This window comes from Nocardia suismassiliense, assembly GCF_900269665.1.
Lineage (GTDB): Bacteria > Actinomycetota > Actinomycetes > Mycobacteriales > Mycobacteriaceae > Nocardia > Nocardia suismassiliense.
Genome location: NZ_LT985361.1, coordinates 8,018,675 through 8,035,355 on the forward strand (window position 1 = coordinate 8,018,675; position 16,681 = coordinate 8,035,355).

Sequence of the window (16,681 nt, forward strand, 5' to 3'; positions counted from 1 at the left end):
GGAAGGGTGGAAAGCCGAACTACGCGAGCCGGATGAGCCCGTAGTCGAAGGCGTGCCGACGGTAGACAACCGACGGTCGGTCGGTCTCCCGGTCTTGGAAGAGGAAGAAATCGTGGCCGACGAGTTCCATCTGGTAGAGGGCGTCGTCGACAGACATCGGGGTCGCGGTGTGCACCTTGGTGCGCACGATATGCCCTGGTCCGGCCGCGTATTCCTGATTCTCCGCCTGCTCCTCGGAGCGGCGGGTGTCGCCGTCGGGGTGGTCGTGCGCGCCGGATCCGTTCGGCTGCGCGAACAGCGACTCGTCCACCAGATCCGCGGTGGCCTGCGCGACCGACAGCGGGGTCTTGTCCCCGTAGTGCACCTTGCGGCGGTCCTTGGTGCGGCGCAGCCTGCTCTCCAGTTTGGCCGTCACCGACTCGAACGCGGCGTAGAAACTATCGGCGCAGGCCTCGGCCCGCACGATCGGGCCTTTACCGCGCGCGGTGATCTCGACGCGCTGACAGCTCTTGCGCTGCCGTCGATTTCGCTCGTGGAACAGCTCGACGTCGAAAATGAAAATGGACGGGTCGAAGCGTTCGAGGCGGGAGAGTTTCTCCGCGACGTAGATTCGAAAGTGATCCGGAACTTCGACATTGCGACCCTTGACCACGACGTCCGCACGGGGCGTCCTGGGTCGGTCTGCAGTGGATTGTTCGGTCACGTCGACGGTGCGGTCGTCCAGCACCGAAGGGTCAGCGTCTTGCACTGAAGGTCGTGAAGAAGTCGTCACGCGTACCTCCCGAATATGGCCGCACAGACAATGTGCGTGCGGCGGGATTGAGCCGTGCCGATCGACGATCTCTCGGCACATGATGTCCGAGGCGCCACCTCCAAACTCCCGGTTCGGGTGTGTGATCGCGACGGTAGTACGACATTCGGGAGTGCGCCAGTGTTCACGCAAATTTCCCGGAGTCAAGCAGCACAGGTAACCAGCACGGCACGTGTCCGTAATCCGATCCGGGCAAGCGCGCGCACCGATTCACGTGCCGTCGCTCCGGTCGTCAGCACGTCGTCGACCAGCACTACCTCGGCGTTTTCCGCGATCTCGCGCAGCGCCGGGCAAGCGGGTATCGTCGTGATCCGCCCGCGCAGATTGTGTGCCCGCGCACCGGGTGTCAACCCCACCGAATCACGGACACCCCACCACACCCGGAGCACGGATATCATTTGGCTATCGGGCAGCCAACTCACGGCTACCTCCGCCGCACGCAGCACCGGATCACCACCGCGCCTGCGCGCCGCGACCTTCCGGCTCGGCGCGGGCACCAGCACCAGTGGCCGGNCGCACGCGGCACCGGACCCCCCCCGCGCCGGCGCGCCGCGCCCTTCCGGCGCGGCGCGGGCACCAGCACCAGTGGCCGCTCGGCCGTGCGCAAGCGCGCGAGCCCACCCGCCCAGGCCAGCCCGAGCGGCGCGGCCAGGTCCCGGCGCCCGCGCTCCTTCACCGCGAGCACCGCCCGCCGCCCCGGCCCCGCGTACGGCCCGAGCGCCCAGCACGGCACCCCCGGATCGGTCCGCGGCCACACCCGCAGCGGCGGCCCCGCGAGCGCGCCCGCGCAGTCGGCGCACCAGCCGACCCCCGCCGCCCGGCAGCCCGCACACGAGGCGGGCAGGATCAAATCCAACAGGGTCCGCATCGACCGAGTCTGCGCCCGCCCACCGACAAACGACCGTCTCGGCGGAGCCGGCTGCTACCGCGTCCTCGATACCGTTGCCAGGGAACTGTTTACGCGTGCGCTGTCCGGGGGAATCGGTACGGATGGCCCCGCAGAAATCCGTCAGCCCGGCAGCACCGGCACGGCGTTCGCCCCTAGTCCTGGCACCTCGCGCCAGTAGGGTTCGCCACCGTCCGGGTTGCTGGTCAGCTCCAGCACCGCACGGGAATCGGCGGCGTACTGGTGCTCCGGCGAGGCACTCACCTGCCGCACCGGCGCCGTGAGGTTGCGGCTGGTCTGCGGCATCGGCTGTGAACCGTCGATCGACACGGTGCCCACCGGGTCGACGTTGCCTTCGCGGGAGATGATCAACCGGTCGTTGCCGAACCAGGACAGCGACACGGCGTTCGCACTCGCGTTGACGCCCACCGGCAGCGGCGAGGCCAAGGCGTACCCGCCGCCGGGCTTCGGAACCACCACCGCCACATAGACTTTGCCGTCGGCGATCAGCGCGGCCCGCACGCCGGTCCGGGAGATCCGCAGCTCGGTGATGGGCGGGCGGAAGTTCGACCCGGAGCTCGACGTGGTGAGTGCCGAGGTGTCGACATCCTGGACCGACACGGTGTTGGTGGTCCGGTCGTTGACGGCCCGGATCACCCGTTCGCCATCGATGACGGCCCACGCGGCGGTGCCGTCGACATTCCAGGACGGCCGGGTGATCGTCGCGCCCGCGGCGACCGGAATGGCGTTGCCGCCGTAGGTGCCGATCATCAAGGTGCGCGGCAGTTCCGGCGCGGGCCGCCCGGTGTCCGCGACCCCGGCGACCAGCTGACCGTCCGGTGACAGCGACGCGGACAGCAGGTTGTTCACGGCACCGAAGTAACCCGGGGCCGGGGTGATGACGGCGTTGTTCTCCGGCACCTGTACCAGCGCGCCGCCGCGCAGCGCGTGCAGACCGACCTGGGTGTTCCCCACGGTCGGCTGGCTGTAGTGCTGGACGTCGGCGGTCGACCAGCCGCTGCCGGTGAACCGGTCATCGAACGGTTTACCGTCGGCGAGCAGCACATAGGGGCCGAGAATGTCCGCACCCGCCAGGGTCAGTACGACCTGCGCGGCGAGCAACTCACGATCGCGGGGGTTGAGCGCGGACGCGCCGGCGAAATCGATTTTCACGCCGCCGATCCCGACCCCGACCTCGTCCGGATCTCCGTTGGCCTTGGTGACGGGGCCGCGCAAGGTGATCGGCGCGGCCAGCTCGTTGCGTAACACCGGGGCGAGCGCGGGTTGCGTGCCCTCGCCGAGCATGGCGAGCAGCCGCTGGGTCAGCTGCGCCTTGGGCACGGACACCCAGCGCAGATCGGGCACCACGACGCTGCTCGTCGGATCGACGAAGTAGAGCACGTAGCGCCGATACGACTTGCCGAACGCGATGGAGTCCATCACGACGCCGTCGGGCAGCTCGTCGATGCGCCACTCGTCGTTGACCTTCGTCATCTCGATCTTGTGTTCCAGCGGCGGGTCGGCCGAGGCGCGGTACGCGCCGTTGGTGTCCAGCTCGGCGACCTTGCGCGCCCGGATGCGATAGGTCGCCTTGTCGCCGGTTCGCGACTCGCGCAAGGTATCCGGCTTCTCCACGATCGTGGTGCCCGCGGCGTCGTCCCAGTGCGCGGCGGCCGACGGGGTCATGTACTGGCGGGCCGCCAGGTGCCGATTGGTCGGGTCGGCGGTGGCCAGCAGGAAGTCGCGCAGCAGCAGATCGGGGTCGCGCCCGGCGACCGGCGGCGGCGGGCCCTCGGAAGTGGGCTCCCGGTCGATGGTGCCCAGCGCCTGCGGCGCCGAGGATTCCGGCAGGCTGGCACACCCAGAGAGCACGACCAAGGCCGCAAGCGCCGCCGCGGCGCCCGCGAACAGCCGCTGCGTCTTCGCGGAACGGACACGCATTCCCATCAAACCCCTTCCCCCGGGACCGAGCGCCCCCGTCGTCGGGTGTGTGTTTCGCGCCGGGCGCGCACCGGGCGGGTAACGCCGAGTCATGACGGTACGTCCCCCGGTTCGTGCGCCGAGTCGGCCCCCGCCGATGACGAAGTCGCAGGCGGGGTCGATCCGTTCCCGGTGGCCGCCGCCGATGTCGCACCGGACACCGGATTAGGTTCCGGCGCAGGCGAAGCCGGGACGGCCTCCAGTTCGACCTGCCGCACGACGGCCTGCTTGCGCACCGGCTCCAGCGGCAGCGGGCTGACCCCGAGCTTCTTGCCGCGCACCAGCGGCAGCGTCAACCGGAAGCTCGCGCCGACGCCGACCTCGCCCCAGGCCTCCAGCCTGCCTTCGTGCAGGTTCGCGTCCTCCACGCTGATCGAGAGGCCGAGCCCGGTGCCGCCGGAGCGGCGCATGCGCGACGGATCCGAGCGCCAGAACCGGTTGAAGACCAGCTTCTCCTCGCCCGGCCGCAGCCCGACGCCCTGGTCGCGCACCACCACCGAGACCGCGTTGGCGTCGACGTCGCCGCGCATCCTGATCAGCACCGGCTTGCCCTCGCTGTGGTCGATGGCGTTGGCCAGCAGGTTGCGCAGCACCCGCTCGACCCGGCGCGGATCCACCTCGGCGACCAACGGTTCCTCGGGCAGATCGATGACCACCTCGACGCCCGCGTCCTTGGCCAGGTGCCGCACCGTGGAGATCGCCGCCCGCGCGCACATTCGCACGTCCAGCGATTCGACCTGGAGTTCGGCGACGCCCGCGTCGTGGCGGCTGATCTCGAGCAGATCGTTGAGCAGGCCCTCGAACCGGTCCAGCTCGTTGACCAACAGCTCCGCGCTGCGGGCCAGCGCCGGATCGAGATCGTCGCTGCTGCCGTGGATCAGATCCGCGGCCATACGCACGGTGGTCAACGGGGTGCGCAACTCGTGGCTGACGTCGGAGGTGAAGCGGCGCTGCAGGTTTCCGAACTCCTCCAGCTGGGTGATCTGGTTGGACAGGCTCTCGGCCATCTCGTTGAACGCCTGCGCCAGCCGCGCCATGTCGTCCTCGCCGCGCACCAGCATGCGTTCCTTGAGCCTGCCGTCGGCGAAGCGACCGGCGATGCGCGCCGCCGAACGGATCGGCAGCACCACCTGCCTGGTCACCAGCGCCGTGATGGCGGCGAGCAAGACGAGCAGCACGATGCCGCCGATCAGCATGGTGCCGCGGATCAGCGACAGGCTGCGGGCCTCGGTGGACAGCGGGAAGATGAGATAGATCTCCAGCGTGGGTATTTCGGTGCTCGGGCTGCCGATGATCAACGCGGGGCCGCGATAACCGCTGGAGTCCGAGACCGTGGTGAACTGACGGCTGACCTGGCCGCGGCGCACGAAGTTGCGCAGCTCGGCGGGCACGTCCTGGATCGGTCCCGCGGCGACCTCTTGCTGGCCGCCGTCCACCATCACCAGCGCCACGTCGTAACTGCCCGCGACCCCGGTCTGCGGGCTACCGTCGCTGGAGAGCGCGTTGCGCGCCTCGACGAGCCGATTGAGCTGAGTACCGGTGTCGTGCGTACCGACCAGCTGGCTGTGCGCCGCGTTGCGGGCGCGGACCATCTCCTCGACCGCCGCGTTGATCTTGGTGTCCAGCATCCGGTTGGTGATCTGATCGGTCAGCACCACACCGAGGATGGTGATCACGATCAGCGACAGGGTGATGGTCGAGACCGCGACCCGCAGTTGCAACGATCGCTGCCAGAGATGGCCGAGCACCGTACCGAGCTCGGTGAATCTGGCTCCTATCGCTGCCAGTCGCCGCTCCAGTTTGCTGCTGGAGCGATCGATCACGACCGAGCCTCGTCGGCGCTCGATGCCTCCGTCCGCACGAACGCTGCCTGCACTCGCTCAACGCGACGGATCACGGCGGTCCGGCCTTGTAGCCGACGCCACGGACGGTCAGCACGATCTCCGGGTTCTCCGGATCCTTCTCGACCTTGGCGCGCAGCCGCTGCACATGCACGTTGACCAGCCGGGTATCGGCGGCATGCCGGTAGCCCCAGACCTGTTCGAGCAGCACCTCGCGGGTGAACACCTGGCGCGGCTTACGGGCAAGCGCGACAAGCAGATCGAACTCGAGCGGCGTCAGCGAGATCTGCGCACCGCCGCGAGTCACCTTGTGCGCGGGCACATCGATCACGATGTCGGCGATCGACAACAGCTCGGCCGGCTCGTCCTCGGTGCGCCGCAACCGGGCACGCACCCTGGCGACGAGTTCCTTCGGCTTGAACGGCTTGACGATGTAATCGTCGGCACCGGACTCCAGACCGAGCACCACGTCGACCGTGTCGGTCTTCGCGGTGAGCATCACGATCGGGACTCCGGAATCGGCCCGCAACACACGGCATACGTCGATGCCGTTCATGCCGGGCAGCATCAGGTCCAGCAACACCAGATCGGGGCGGATCTCGCGAACCGCCGCCAGGGCCTGTGTGCCGTCGCCGACCACATGCGGGTCGAACCCTTCCCCGCGCAAGACGATCGTGAGCATCTCAGCGAGCGCCATATCGTCGTCGACGACCAGAATCTTCGGCTTCATAATTACTATGGTGTCATCTCCCAGGCCAGGATCGGGCTGCCACGCCAACACTGGTGTGAACCCGCCGCACATCTAACCCTAGCGGGTAATCAAATCCGCCAATCGCGCAGCCAATGTGGCTGGATCGTCACCTGATCGGAATATCCACCACGGCCCATACCAGTTGTGTTGAGCCAGCTCACGGTACACCGCGAGGGTTCGCTGCTGAAGTTGTCCGTCCCGTTCATACGCGTCCAGCGCCCGGCTGTGGTCGAGCTCACCGCGCTTGCGCGCCCGTTCGGCCGCGAGTTCGGGCGAAACATCCAGCAACACCTGCACCGCCGGCGTCGGCAGTGCGAACCGCTCGTACTCCAATTCGCCTATCCAGCCGACGATTTTGCCGTCGGCCTGCTCGTCGAGCCGGGCCGCGTTGTAGGCGGCGTTGGAGGCGACGTACCGGTCGAGCAGCACGATGTCGTTGTCCGCCAACAACTTCGTCAGTTCGTCGCGGGCTTGGGCCCGATCCAGCGCGAACAGCAGCGCCATCGCGTTGACCGACGCCGCGAGGTCACCGTGCGCGCCGTGCAACGCCTCCGCCGCCAGGTCGGCATGCACCGAACGGCCGTAGCGCGGAAACGCCAGCGAGTCGATTCGCAGTCCGGCGTCCCGCAATCGGGTCGTCACGGCCTCGGTCAGCGTCCGCTTGCCCGCACCGTCGAGCCCTTCGATGACAATCAGCGCGCCCATGGCACGCAGGGTACCGAGGGCACGAGCCGGGCCTCGGCTCGGCCGGAGAAACGCGAAAGCCGCCGGATCCCATGGATCCGGCGGCCCCGTGTCATCTCAGTAGCGGTAGTGCTCCGGCTTGAACAGTCCGTCGACGTCCACGCCGATGTACTCGGCCTGATCCTTGGTGAGCTTGGTCAGCTCGCCGCCGAGCGCCTCCACGTGGATCTTCGCGACCTTCTCGTCGAGGTGCTTGGGCAGGCGGTAGACCTCGTTGTCGTACTCGTCCGGCTTGGTCCACAGTTCGATCTGCGCGATCACCTGGTTGGAGAAGCTGTTGGACATGACGAACGACGGGTGGCCGGTGGCGTTGCCCAGGTTCAGCAGGCGGCCCTCGGACAGCACGATGATCGACTTGCCGGAGTCCTTGAACGTCCACTCGTCGACCTGCGGCTTGATGTTGATCCGGGTCGCACCGGAACGCTCCAGGGCCGCCATATCGATCTCGTTGTCGAAGTGACCGATATTGCCGAGGATCGAGTGGTCCTTCATCGCCTTCATGTGCTCGAGGGTGATGATGTCCTTGTTGCCGGTCGAGGTGATGACGATGTCGGCGTCGCCGATCGCCTTCTCCACGGTGACCACGTCGTAGCCGTCCATCAGCGCCTGCAGCGCGTTGATCGGGTCGATCTCGGTGACCTGCACCCGGGCGCCCTGTCCGGCAAGCGATTCCGCACAGCCCTTGCCGACGTCGCCGTAGCCACAGATCAGCACCTTCTTGCCGCCGATGAGCACATCGGTGCCGCGGTTGATGCCGTCGATCAGCGAGTGGCGGGTGCCGTACTTGTTGTCGAACTTCGACTTGGTGACCGAGTCGTTGACGTTGATCGCCGGGAACACCAGCTCGCCCGCGGCGGCGAACTGGTACAGCCGCAGCACGCCGGTGGTGGTCTCCTCGGTGACGCCCTGCACCGAATCGGCGATGGCGCTCCACTTGCCCTTGTCGGTCTCGAAGCGCTCGCGCAGCAGGTTGAGGAACACCTTGTACTCGGCGGAGTGGTTCTCGTCCTCCGGCGGCACCACGCCGGCCTTCTCGAACTGCGCGCCGCGCAGCACGAGCATGGTGGCGTCGCCACCGTCGTCGAGGATCATGTTGGCCGGCTCGTCCGGCCAGGTGAGCATCTGCTCGGCGGCCCACCAGTACTCCTCCAGGCTCTCGCCCTTCCAAGCGAAGACCGGGGTGCCCTTGGGCTCGTCGAGGGTGCCGTGCGGGCCGATCACGACGGCGGCCGCCGCGTGGTCCTGGGTGGAGAAGATGTTGCACGAGGCCCAGCGCACCTGCGCGCCCAGCGCGACCAGGGTCTCGATCAGCACCGCGGTCTGCACGGTCATGTGCAGCGAGCCGGAGATGCGCGCACCCTGCAGCGGTAGCACCTCGGCGTACTCGCGGCGCAGCGCCATCAGGCCGGGCATCTCGTGTTCGGCCAGCCGGATCTCCTTGCGGCCGAATTCGGCCAGCCCGAGATCGGCCACCTTGAAGTCGATGCCGTTGCGCACATCGGCGGTGAGCTCGGTTCGCGCGGGAAGGTCTGAGGGCGTCATAGCCTCTATCTGCCTCTCCTGGTAAGTCGGTACCAACACGCAAGGTTAGTCGCTGGCGCGGCGGGTGGGTACACCGTACTCACCCTTGCTAGCTTGGCGCGATGCCGAACCTTCGCGTCATCGTCACGACCGCGGTCGCCGGGTCGCTCGTCCTCGGTCTGAGCACCGCGTGCGACAGCTCAGCGGACTCGTCACCGGCTACTGCGCCGCGAACAGTGGAGCTGCAGGCGCACCGCGGCGGACGCGGTCTGACCGTCGAGGAATCGCTGCCCGCCTTCAGCAAGGCGATCGAACTGGGCGTGAGCACGCTGGAGCTCGACATCGTGCTCACCAAGGACAAGATGCCGATGATCTGGCACGACCCGACGGTGCTGGCGACCAAGTGCGCGGACACCGCGCCCGTCACGCTGGACGATCCGCAGTTCCCCTACGTGGGCAAGCTGGTGCACGACCTCACCTACGCCCAGACCCAGACGCTGGACTGCGGCAAGACCCTGGCCGACTACCCGGACCAGCAGGGGCTGCCCGGCAACAAGATAGCGACGCTGCCCGCCCTGTTCGATCTGGTCAAGACCTACCGGGGCGCGAACCTGCGCTACAACATCGAGACGAAGCTGGAGGCCGAGCACCCCGAGCAGTCGGCGACACCGCAGGAGTTCGTGGACGTCATCCTCAGCACGGTCGCCGCGGCCGGCGAGACCGGCAACGTCGACATCCAGAGCTTCGACTGGCGCGCACTTCCGCTGGTACGCAAGGCGAATCCGACGATCCCCTTGGTGGCGCTCTACGACGACACCACCTTCGTGGCCGGCTCGAAGTGGCTCGGCCCCATTCGCTACGAGGACTACGCGGGCGATCCGCTCGGCGCGGTCAAGGCACTCGGCGCCAACACCGCCTCACCCGGTTACTCGGTCCCCTACGGCCGCAAGGCAGGTGAGCGCGGCTTCGGTTTGGTGGCCGACCGGGCCTATGTCGAGCGCGCCCACGAACTGGATCTGCGGGTGATCCCGTGGACGGTGAACGACAAGGCCACGATCGCCGCGCAACTCGATACCGGCGTGGACGGCGTGATCACCGACTACCCCGACCGGATGCGGGAGGTATTGCAGGAGAAGGGTTTACCCCTGCCTCCTGCCTACCACCACTGAGCCGGGGCGGGCCGGTGCCTACGCCGCGCCCGACTCCCGCACGTCGGACTCCGCCGGGGTCGACTGCGCCGTCGTACCCTTGGCCGAATTCGCCTGCGCCGCACCGGTCAACGTGGCGACGGTCCCGTAGGTCTCCAGGATCCGGCGCCGCTTGCGCGGGTGGATATTGGCCTTGGTGACGTCGCCTTCGTAGTGCTCGAGCACCCGATGGTCCATCACCGCCCGCCACAGCGGCGGCACCACGGCGAACAGGATCATCGTCGCGTAACCGGCCGGCAACTGCGGCGCCTGCATCGAACTGCGCAGCGTCTGGTACCGACGTCCGGGATGGGCGTGGTGATCGCTGTGCCGCTGCAGATGGAACAGGAAAATGTTGGTGACCAACCGGTCACTGTTCCAGCTGTCCCGCGGCGAGCAGCGCGCGTAGTTCCCGTTCGGCTTCTTTGCCCGCAGCAAGCCGTAATGCTCGATGAAGTTCACCGTCTCCAGCAGCGACGCGCCGATCACGGCCTGCAGGATCAGCCACGGCAGCACGCCGATACCGAAGAGCGCCATGAGGCTGCCGAACAGCACCACACTCATCGACCACGCCTGCAGGATGTGATTGTGCACGCTGAACCAGCGCAGGCCCTTGCGCTCCAGCCGCACCCGCTCCAGCTCGATGGCCGATCGGAAGCTGCCGAACACGCTGCGCGGCAGGAACTCCCACAGCGTCTCGCCGAGCCGGCCGCTGGCCGGATCCTCCGGCGTCGCCACCCGCACGTGGTGACCGCGGTTGTGCTCCACGAAGAAATGCCCGTAGAACGATTGCGCCAGCGCGACTTTGGCCAGCCAGCGCTCCGCGTGCTCGACCCGGTGGCCGAGCTCGTGCGCGGCGTTGATGCCGATGCCGCTGACGAAGCCCAGCGTCGCGGCCAGGCCCAGCTTGTCCACGATGCTCAGCTCGTGCCCCGCCCACATGTAGCAGGCGATGAGCAGGCCGAGCAGCTGCACAGGAAGAAACAGATAGGTGCACCACCGGTAGTACCGGTCGTTGCTCAGCAACTCGTAATCCTCATCGCGCGGGTTGGTGCCGTCCTCGCCGACAACCCAGTCCAGGACCGGGATGACGATCAACACGATGATTGGACCGATCCACCAGAACACCCTTGCGCCCGTCTGCAACACGAGTTGCGAGGGCAGGAGTGCGCTCAGTGGAGCGATCAGCCCGAAAACCCATAAGTGTCGTTTGGGATCTGAAGATACCGCCGGTTTGCCAACCGTTTGCACGTTTGCCCCGCTAAATAGGAACCCTAACTCCGATGTACGAGAATAGTTCCAGACTGTACGGCTGTTTCGCAGACTTTGACGGTTGAAACGTGATGAGCGTTACAGCTATGGGGGGTAGCTTTTAAGTGGGCTCACATGTAGTTGAAGCCCTGGCTTACTCAGCGCAAACGGACCGGGGTTCTTCCGGGGTGGATCAGTGCTCGATCCGGGCGGACAGAATCGCTTCGACATACGGACTCAGCAACGCACTCAACTCCGCGGGCGCGTCTCGGCCGGGACCGGGCGGCGTCGGGATATAGCTCAGCGCGATGCGCACCAGCGCGTGCGCGATGATGTCCGATTCGGCCGCCGTGGCCGCGACCCAGCTGTGCTGGAAAGCCAGCGACAGCCGGCGGGTGGCTTGGTCCAGCAACGGGCCGGCGTCCAGCGTGATCAGCCGCAGCAGATCCAATTTCACCTCGCCCGCGAGCAGCGACTGCACCAGCGGGTCGGCCGCGGCGTCGACGAAGAAATTGGTCATGCCCTCCCGGAACGCCGCGCGGACATCACCGACATTGCCGGTGATGGCCGCGTCGACGTGGTCGACCAGATCGTCGGCCAGGCGCAGCGCGTAAGACTGCGCAAGGCCACTGCGCGAACCGAATTCGTTGTAGAGCGTCTGCCTGCTGACTCCGGCCCGGCCCGCCACGTCACCGAGGGTGATCTTGGACCAGTCCCGTTCGGTGAGTAGGTCGCGCATGGCATCGAGGACCGAGGCGCGCAGGAGTTCACGCGCCGCCTCCTGATAAGGGATGCGGGTTCCGGAGCGCGGCATACCGGCGACACTGTCACGGGCGGTTGCCGCAGTCAAAATCTCACGACCGTTCGATTTCGACCATGTAGAAGTCGGCCTTCGCCGCGCCGCAGTCGGGACAGGTCCAGTCGTCGGGGATATCGTCCCAGCGGGTACCCGCGACGATCCCGTCCTCCGGCCAGCCTTTGGCTTCGTCGTATTCGAAGCCGCATTGAATGCACTGGAACAGCTTGTATTCATTCATCGGACGGCTCCTATCGGCTCGAAGTCGATCTTTTCCCGGACGCCGCAGTCCGGGCAGCACCAGTCGTCGGGAATTTTTTCCCAGGACGTTCCCGGCGGGAAACCTTCGTGTGGCGCGCCTTTTCCCTCGTCGTACACGTATTCACAGACCGGGCAGCGAAAACGATTCATCCCCGCACCTCGCCGGTCGCCGCACCGCCCTGGTAGCGGGCGAGCACTTTGTCCCGCTTGGCGGGGTGGATGTTCGCGAGTGTGATGTCGCCGTGATAGTGCGCGAGCACCCGCTTGTCCATCACCCGGCGCCACAGCGGCGGGAAGTAGGCCAGCAGGATCATGCTGGCGTACCCGCTCGGCAGGTTCGGCGCGCCGTCCCAGCTGCGCAGCGTCTGATAGCGCCGGGTCGGGTAGGCGTGATGATCGCTGTGCCGCTGCAGGTGGTACAGGAAGATATTGGTGACGATGTGGTCGCTGTTCCAGCTGTGCACCGGCGCGGGCCGTTCGTAGCGGCCGGACGCGGTGCGCTGACGGACCAGACCGTAGTGCTCGAGATAGTTCACCGCTTCCAGCAGGCTGAAACCGATCACCGCCTGCAGCACGAGATAAGGCAGCACCTCGATCCCGAACACCGCGACCAGCGCCGCGTACAGCACCGCCGACATCAGCCAGGCGCTGAGCACCTCGTTCTTCAGGCTCCACGGTTTCTTGTCCAGCCGGGCCAGGCGGGCCTTCTCCAACCGCAGCGACGAGGTCAGGCTGCCCCACACGGTGCGCGGCCAGAAGGCCCAGAACGACTCGCCGATCCGGGAACTCGCCGGGTCCTCCGGCGTCGCGACGCGCACATGGTGGCCGCGATTGTGCTCGATATAGAAGTGGCCGTAGAAGGACTGGGCCAGCGCGATCCGGGAAAGCCAGCGCTCCAGGTGCACTTTCTTGTGGCCCAGTTCGTGCGCGGTGTTGATGCCGATGCCGCCGAGCATGCCGACGGTGATCGCCAGGCCGATCTTGTCCACCAGGTGCAGACCGTTGTCGAAGCCGAGCCAGCTCACCTGATCCGCGGTGATCAGATAGCAAGCCATGACCAGTGACGCGTATTGGAACGGCAGATACAGGTAGGTGAGATACCGGTAGTACTTGTCGTGCTCCAGATACTCCATCACCTCGTCCGGCGGATTATCACCGTCGGGTCCGAAGAAGATGTCCGCCAACGGAATCAGCACGTAGACCAGGATCGGGCCGAGCCAGAACGGTACCTGCGCCAGCGTCTGCCAGCCGATCGCGTTGAGGGCCAGGATGATCGGGATGCCGATCGTGAAAAGGCCGGTGGGGGCGAACAATCCCCACAGCCACATGTAGCGCTTGCGATCGCGCCAGTCCGGGGTTGCCACCGGTTGCGCGGACGTGTCGGCCTCTGTCGACATCGTTGTCTCCCATCCAAAAGCGGCACGTCACGTGTGACGTGCGTTACCTCTGAAATGGACGATAGAGATCTATTTGTCGTTTGTCTAGACAAATTGGCCGATTTGTAAAGCAGAATGTCCGGTACAAACACGAACACCCCGGTCGGAGCGATCTCCGGCCGGGGTGTCGGTTGTCGAGGGGAGTTAGCGCAGCAGCACTTCGGCGTTCTCGGGCAGCGCGTCGACCGGCCACCAGCGCAGGTCGGTCGACTCCGCGCTGCGCACCGGGACGGCACCCGCGGGCGCGGTGATCCGGAACAGCAGATCGAGATGCCTGGTCGGCACGCCGAGCGAGCAGGTGATCGAATGCGCCTGCGCGCCATACAGTTCCGGCTCCATGCGCAGACCGCTGATGCCCGACTCCTCGGTGGCTTCGCGCAGCGCGGCATCGGCGACCGTGTCGTCGCCCTCCTCGCAGTGCCCGCCGAGCTGGATCCACAACCCGACCCGCGGATGCAGGGTCAGCAGGACCTCGCGTTCGTCGTGCGAGAACACCACCGCCGAGGCGGTGATGTGGCCCGGCACGTGCTCACGCAGACAACCACGCGGAGCCGAGCCGAGGAACGCGAGCATCGCGTGGCGCAGCGACTGGTCGTAATTCGCGCCGGGCGACCATTTTTCGAGTAACTCGATGGCCGAGGCGTGCAGGGAATCCGCGCTCACAGCTCGACCAGTCCGAAACTGGCGCCGGGCACCGGGCGCGGCCGGAGTTCCTCGAGCGGATGGCCGATGGCGATGGCGCCCAACGGATTCCAGTCGTGCTCGAGCCCGAGGACCGCGCGGGTGATCTCCGGCGCGAAGATGGTGGAGCCGATCCAGCAGCTGCCGAGGCCCTCGGTGGCCAGCGCGACGAGCAGGCCCTGCACCGCCGCACCGACCGCGACGGTGAACATGGTGCGCTCGTCGGCGCGGCGCCGCTCGTCCGGATAGTCGTGCGCGCCGTCCGGTACGCAGAACGGGATGATCACCTCGGGTGCGTCGAAAAGGATTCGGCCACGGGCGATTCGGCGCTCCACCCGATCGGGCGCCAGGCCGTCCGCGGTGAGATCGGCCCGCCACTTGTCGGCCATCGCGGTCAGCAGCCGGGTCCGCAGCTCGGCGTCGCGCACCCAGACGAAGCGCACCGGCCGGGTGTGGTGCGGCGCGGGCGCGGTCAGTGCCACCGCGACGGCGGCGCGCACGCGGGCGGGATCGACCGGTGCGTCGGCGAACTGCCGGATCGAGCGGCGCAGCAGCACCGCCTCGCGGCGCCCCTGCTCGATCGCCTCGGCGGTGCCGAGCCAGAACAGGTCGTCGGTGCCGCCGCGCAACAGGTCGGCGGCACTGGACCCGTCGTCGGCGATCGGCAGCCCGCGCACCACCGCGACGGGCACGCCGCCGAGCTTGCCCTTCACCAGGTCCGCCGCGGCGGCCAGTTCGTCCGCGATCGCCACCTGGGTGACGTGCAGTTCGTTGCCCTGCCCGTCGACGGCACCGGCATAGTCGTGCAGCACTCGCAGGCCGGCGGCGCCGATCGCGGCGTCGGTCTGCCCGTTACGCCAGGCCCGGCCCATGGTGTCGGTGACGACCACGGCGACGTGCACGCCGAGCCGCTCGGCCAGCGCCGACCGCAAGGCCTTGGCACTGGCGTCGGGATCAGCGGGCAGCAGAACCAGTTCGCCCTGTTCGACATTGGAGCCGTCGATGCCGGATGCGGCCTGCACGATGCCGAGCTTGTTCTCGGTGATCAGGGTGCGGCCCTTGCGCGCGAGCACCCGCACCGCCTCCTGCTCGACCAGGGCGCGCCGCGCGGCGTCGCGCTGCTCCGGATCCAGCGGTACGTCGACGAGGCGGCCCTCGACCTTGGCGACGATCTTGCTCGTCACCACGAGTACGTCACCATCGGTCAGCCAGGGCGCGCGGTCCGCGATGTGCGCGGCGAGGTCGTCGCCGGGGCGGAACTCCGGCAGGCCGGTGATCGGCAGGATGCGCAGTTCCCCTGCGGCATGGTCATTCACATTCTCATCCTCACTCACGGCTCGACGCCCGCAAGATCCGGAGCCTCCCGCACATCGCGCTCAAGGCTTCACGCCCGCAAGGTCCAGCGCCTCCCGCACCATCTCGGCGGTGGTCGGCGGATCGGTCATCAGCAACGGCACACTGCGTACTTCCACGCCGGGCACGTCGGCGGTGTCGGTGGTGTGGATCAACCAGCCGTCCAGGATGCCGGTGGCCGAGCGGGCACCGTAGTAACGGCCGATCGCCTCGGCGGTCGTCTCGACCCCGATCACCGACAGACACTCGTCGGCCATGCCGCGCAGAGGTTTACCGTCGATCACACCGGATATACCAATAACTTTGGCCGCGGTTGTGCGCAGCGCGCCCCGGATGCCAGGCACCGCCAAGATGGCGCCGATGCTCACCACGGGGTTCGACGGAGCGAGCAAGACCACATCCGCGGACTCTATGATCTCGATCACATTCGGGGCTGGTTTGGCGTCCTCGGCCCCAATTGTGGCGAATCCATGGGTCTGGATGTTCGCGCGATAGCGAACCCACCACTCTTGAAAATGGATCGCGCGACGTTCGCCAGGGTCGTCCGGGTCGGTCACAACCACATGCGTTTCACAACGATCGTCGGTTGCCGGGATCAATTTCACCCCCGGCTGCCACCTGTTGCAGAGGGCCTCGGTGACCGCGGAGAGCGGGTACCCGGCGCGCAGCATCTCGCTGCGCACCAGATGCGTGGCGAGGTCGCGATCGCCCAGCCCGAACCAGTCCGGCTGCGCGTGGTACTTCGCCAGCTCTTCCTTGGCGTGCCAGGTCTCGTCGAGCCTGCCCCAGCCGCGCTCGGTATCAATGCCGCCGCCGAGGGTGTACATGCAGGTATCGAGGTCAGGACAGATTCGCAGGCCATGCATCCAGACGTCGTCGCCGACGTTCACGATCGCGGAGACATCGGCATCGGGCAGCAGTTCCCGGACGCCCTGGAGGAAGCGAGCGCCGCCGACACCCCCGACCAGTACGGCAATCCTCGGGCCGCCGAGGGAGTCGCTGTCCGCTTGAAGGGAAGTCACATCCGCACAGCCTATGCGCTGTCGGACCGGGCGATGTTCGGGCTATAGTTGCTGGTCATTTGCCCTACTCCGACTCAAGATCATCTTCGAAAGCGTTCGCGGATAGTAACGGAATAGCGACGGCCGCTTGACCATCGACACGTCCGGCGTGTCTAATCAC

Annotated in this window: 15 protein-coding genes and 1 pseudogene; 1 reads left to right on the forward strand and 15 read right to left on the reverse strand. The window is 67.2% G+C overall.

All coding sequences use genetic code 11. The annotated features are described in order from the left end of the window. Positions 1–19: 19 nt before the first annotated feature. From hpf to ahcY, 7 genes and pseudogenes are all read right to left on the reverse strand, one after another. Positions 20–724 (reverse strand): ribosome hibernation-promoting factor, HPF/YfiA family, encoded by a 705-nt coding sequence (gene hpf, locus DBO33_RS35825; protein WP_407670643.1) that lies wholly within the window; start codon positions 722–724, stop codon positions 20–22. 230 nt (positions 725–954) lie between these two features. After that, positions 955–1,679 (reverse strand): annotated as a pseudogene (locus tag DBO33_RS44280) (ComF family protein). A gap of 141 nt (positions 1,680–1,820) precedes the next feature. After that, on the reverse strand, positions 1,821–3,644 hold the full coding sequence (lpqB, locus tag DBO33_RS35840) for an MtrAB system accessory lipoprotein LpqB (protein WP_107658996.1): 1,824 nt from the start codon (positions 3,642–3,644) through the stop codon (positions 1,821–1,823). Between the two features lie 83 nt (positions 3,645–3,727). After that, positions 3,728–5,500: an MtrAB system histidine kinase MtrB gene (gene mtrB, locus DBO33_RS35845; protein ID WP_107658997.1), complete on the reverse strand. Its 1,773-nt coding sequence runs from the start codon at positions 5,498–5,500 to the stop codon at positions 3,728–3,730. Between the two features lie 70 nt (positions 5,501–5,570). Next, positions 5,571–6,248 (reverse strand): MtrAB system response regulator MtrA, encoded by a 678-nt coding sequence (mtrA, locus tag DBO33_RS35850; RefSeq protein WP_069163595.1) that lies wholly within the window; start codon positions 6,246–6,248, stop codon positions 5,571–5,573. A gap of 78 nt (positions 6,249–6,326) precedes the next feature. Next, positions 6,327–6,974 carry a dTMP kinase gene (locus DBO33_RS35855; RefSeq protein WP_107658998.1) on the reverse strand — a complete coding sequence of 216 codons (648 nt, stop codon included), beginning with the start codon at positions 6,972–6,974 and terminating at the stop codon, positions 6,327–6,329. A gap of 96 nt (positions 6,975–7,070) precedes the next feature. Next, the gene (gene ahcY, locus DBO33_RS35860) at positions 7,071–8,555 is read right to left on the reverse strand and encodes an adenosylhomocysteinase (RefSeq protein ID WP_107658999.1); all 1,485 of its coding nucleotides are present in this window, start codon (positions 8,553–8,555) and stop codon (positions 7,071–7,073) included. Positions 8,556–8,656: 101 nt separating this feature from the next. Between ahcY and DBO33_RS35865 the strand changes: the two genes are divergently transcribed. Continuing rightward, entirely contained in the window at positions 8,657–9,703 is a 1,047-nt protein-coding gene (locus DBO33_RS35865; RefSeq protein WP_107659000.1) for a glycerophosphodiester phosphodiesterase, read from the forward strand. Between the two features lie 18 nt (positions 9,704–9,721). Here DBO33_RS35865 and DBO33_RS35870 read toward each other — a convergent pair whose 3' ends face one another. From DBO33_RS35870 to cofD, 8 genes are all read right to left on the reverse strand, one after another. After that, a complete protein-coding gene (locus DBO33_RS35870; protein ID WP_107659001.1) occupies positions 9,722–10,972 on the reverse strand; it encodes an alkane 1-monooxygenase in 1,251 nt (416 codons plus the stop codon). Positions 10,973–11,165: 193 nt separating this feature from the next. Continuing rightward, on the reverse strand, positions 11,166–11,786 hold the full coding sequence (locus tag DBO33_RS35875) for a TetR/AcrR family transcriptional regulator (protein WP_107660883.1): 621 nt from the start codon (positions 11,784–11,786) through the stop codon (positions 11,166–11,168). Positions 11,787–11,826: 40 nt separating this feature from the next. Next, the gene (locus DBO33_RS35880) at positions 11,827–12,009 is read right to left on the reverse strand and encodes a rubredoxin (RefSeq protein WP_107659002.1); all 183 of its coding nucleotides are present in this window, start codon (positions 12,007–12,009) and stop codon (positions 11,827–11,829) included. After that, positions 12,006–12,179 carry a rubredoxin gene (locus DBO33_RS35885; protein WP_107659003.1) on the reverse strand — a complete coding sequence of 58 codons (174 nt, stop codon included), beginning with the start codon at positions 12,177–12,179 and terminating at the stop codon, positions 12,006–12,008. The genes DBO33_RS35880 and DBO33_RS35885 overlap by 4 nt, the downstream gene beginning before the upstream one ends. Next, complete coding sequence (locus DBO33_RS35890; RefSeq protein ID WP_107659004.1) at positions 12,176–13,426, reverse strand: alkane 1-monooxygenase; 1,251 nt, start codon at positions 13,424–13,426, stop codon at positions 12,176–12,178. The genes DBO33_RS35885 and DBO33_RS35890 overlap by 4 nt, the downstream gene beginning before the upstream one ends. 183 nt (positions 13,427–13,609) lie before the next feature. Continuing rightward, positions 13,610–14,128 carry an NUDIX hydrolase gene (locus tag DBO33_RS35895; protein WP_107659005.1) on the reverse strand — a complete coding sequence of 173 codons (519 nt, stop codon included), beginning with the start codon at positions 14,126–14,128 and terminating at the stop codon, positions 13,610–13,612. Further along, a complete protein-coding gene (locus tag DBO33_RS35900) occupies positions 14,125–15,462 on the reverse strand; it encodes a coenzyme F420-0:L-glutamate ligase (RefSeq protein WP_234391229.1) in 1,338 nt (445 codons plus the stop codon). Before DBO33_RS35900 ends, DBO33_RS35895 begins: the two co-directional genes overlap by 4 nt. A 60-nt stretch (positions 15,463–15,522) precedes the next feature. Then, complete coding sequence (cofD, locus tag DBO33_RS35905) at positions 15,523–16,521, reverse strand: 2-phospho-L-lactate transferase (protein WP_107659007.1); 999 nt, start codon at positions 16,519–16,521, stop codon at positions 15,523–15,525. Positions 16,522–16,681: the final 160 nt, after the last annotated feature.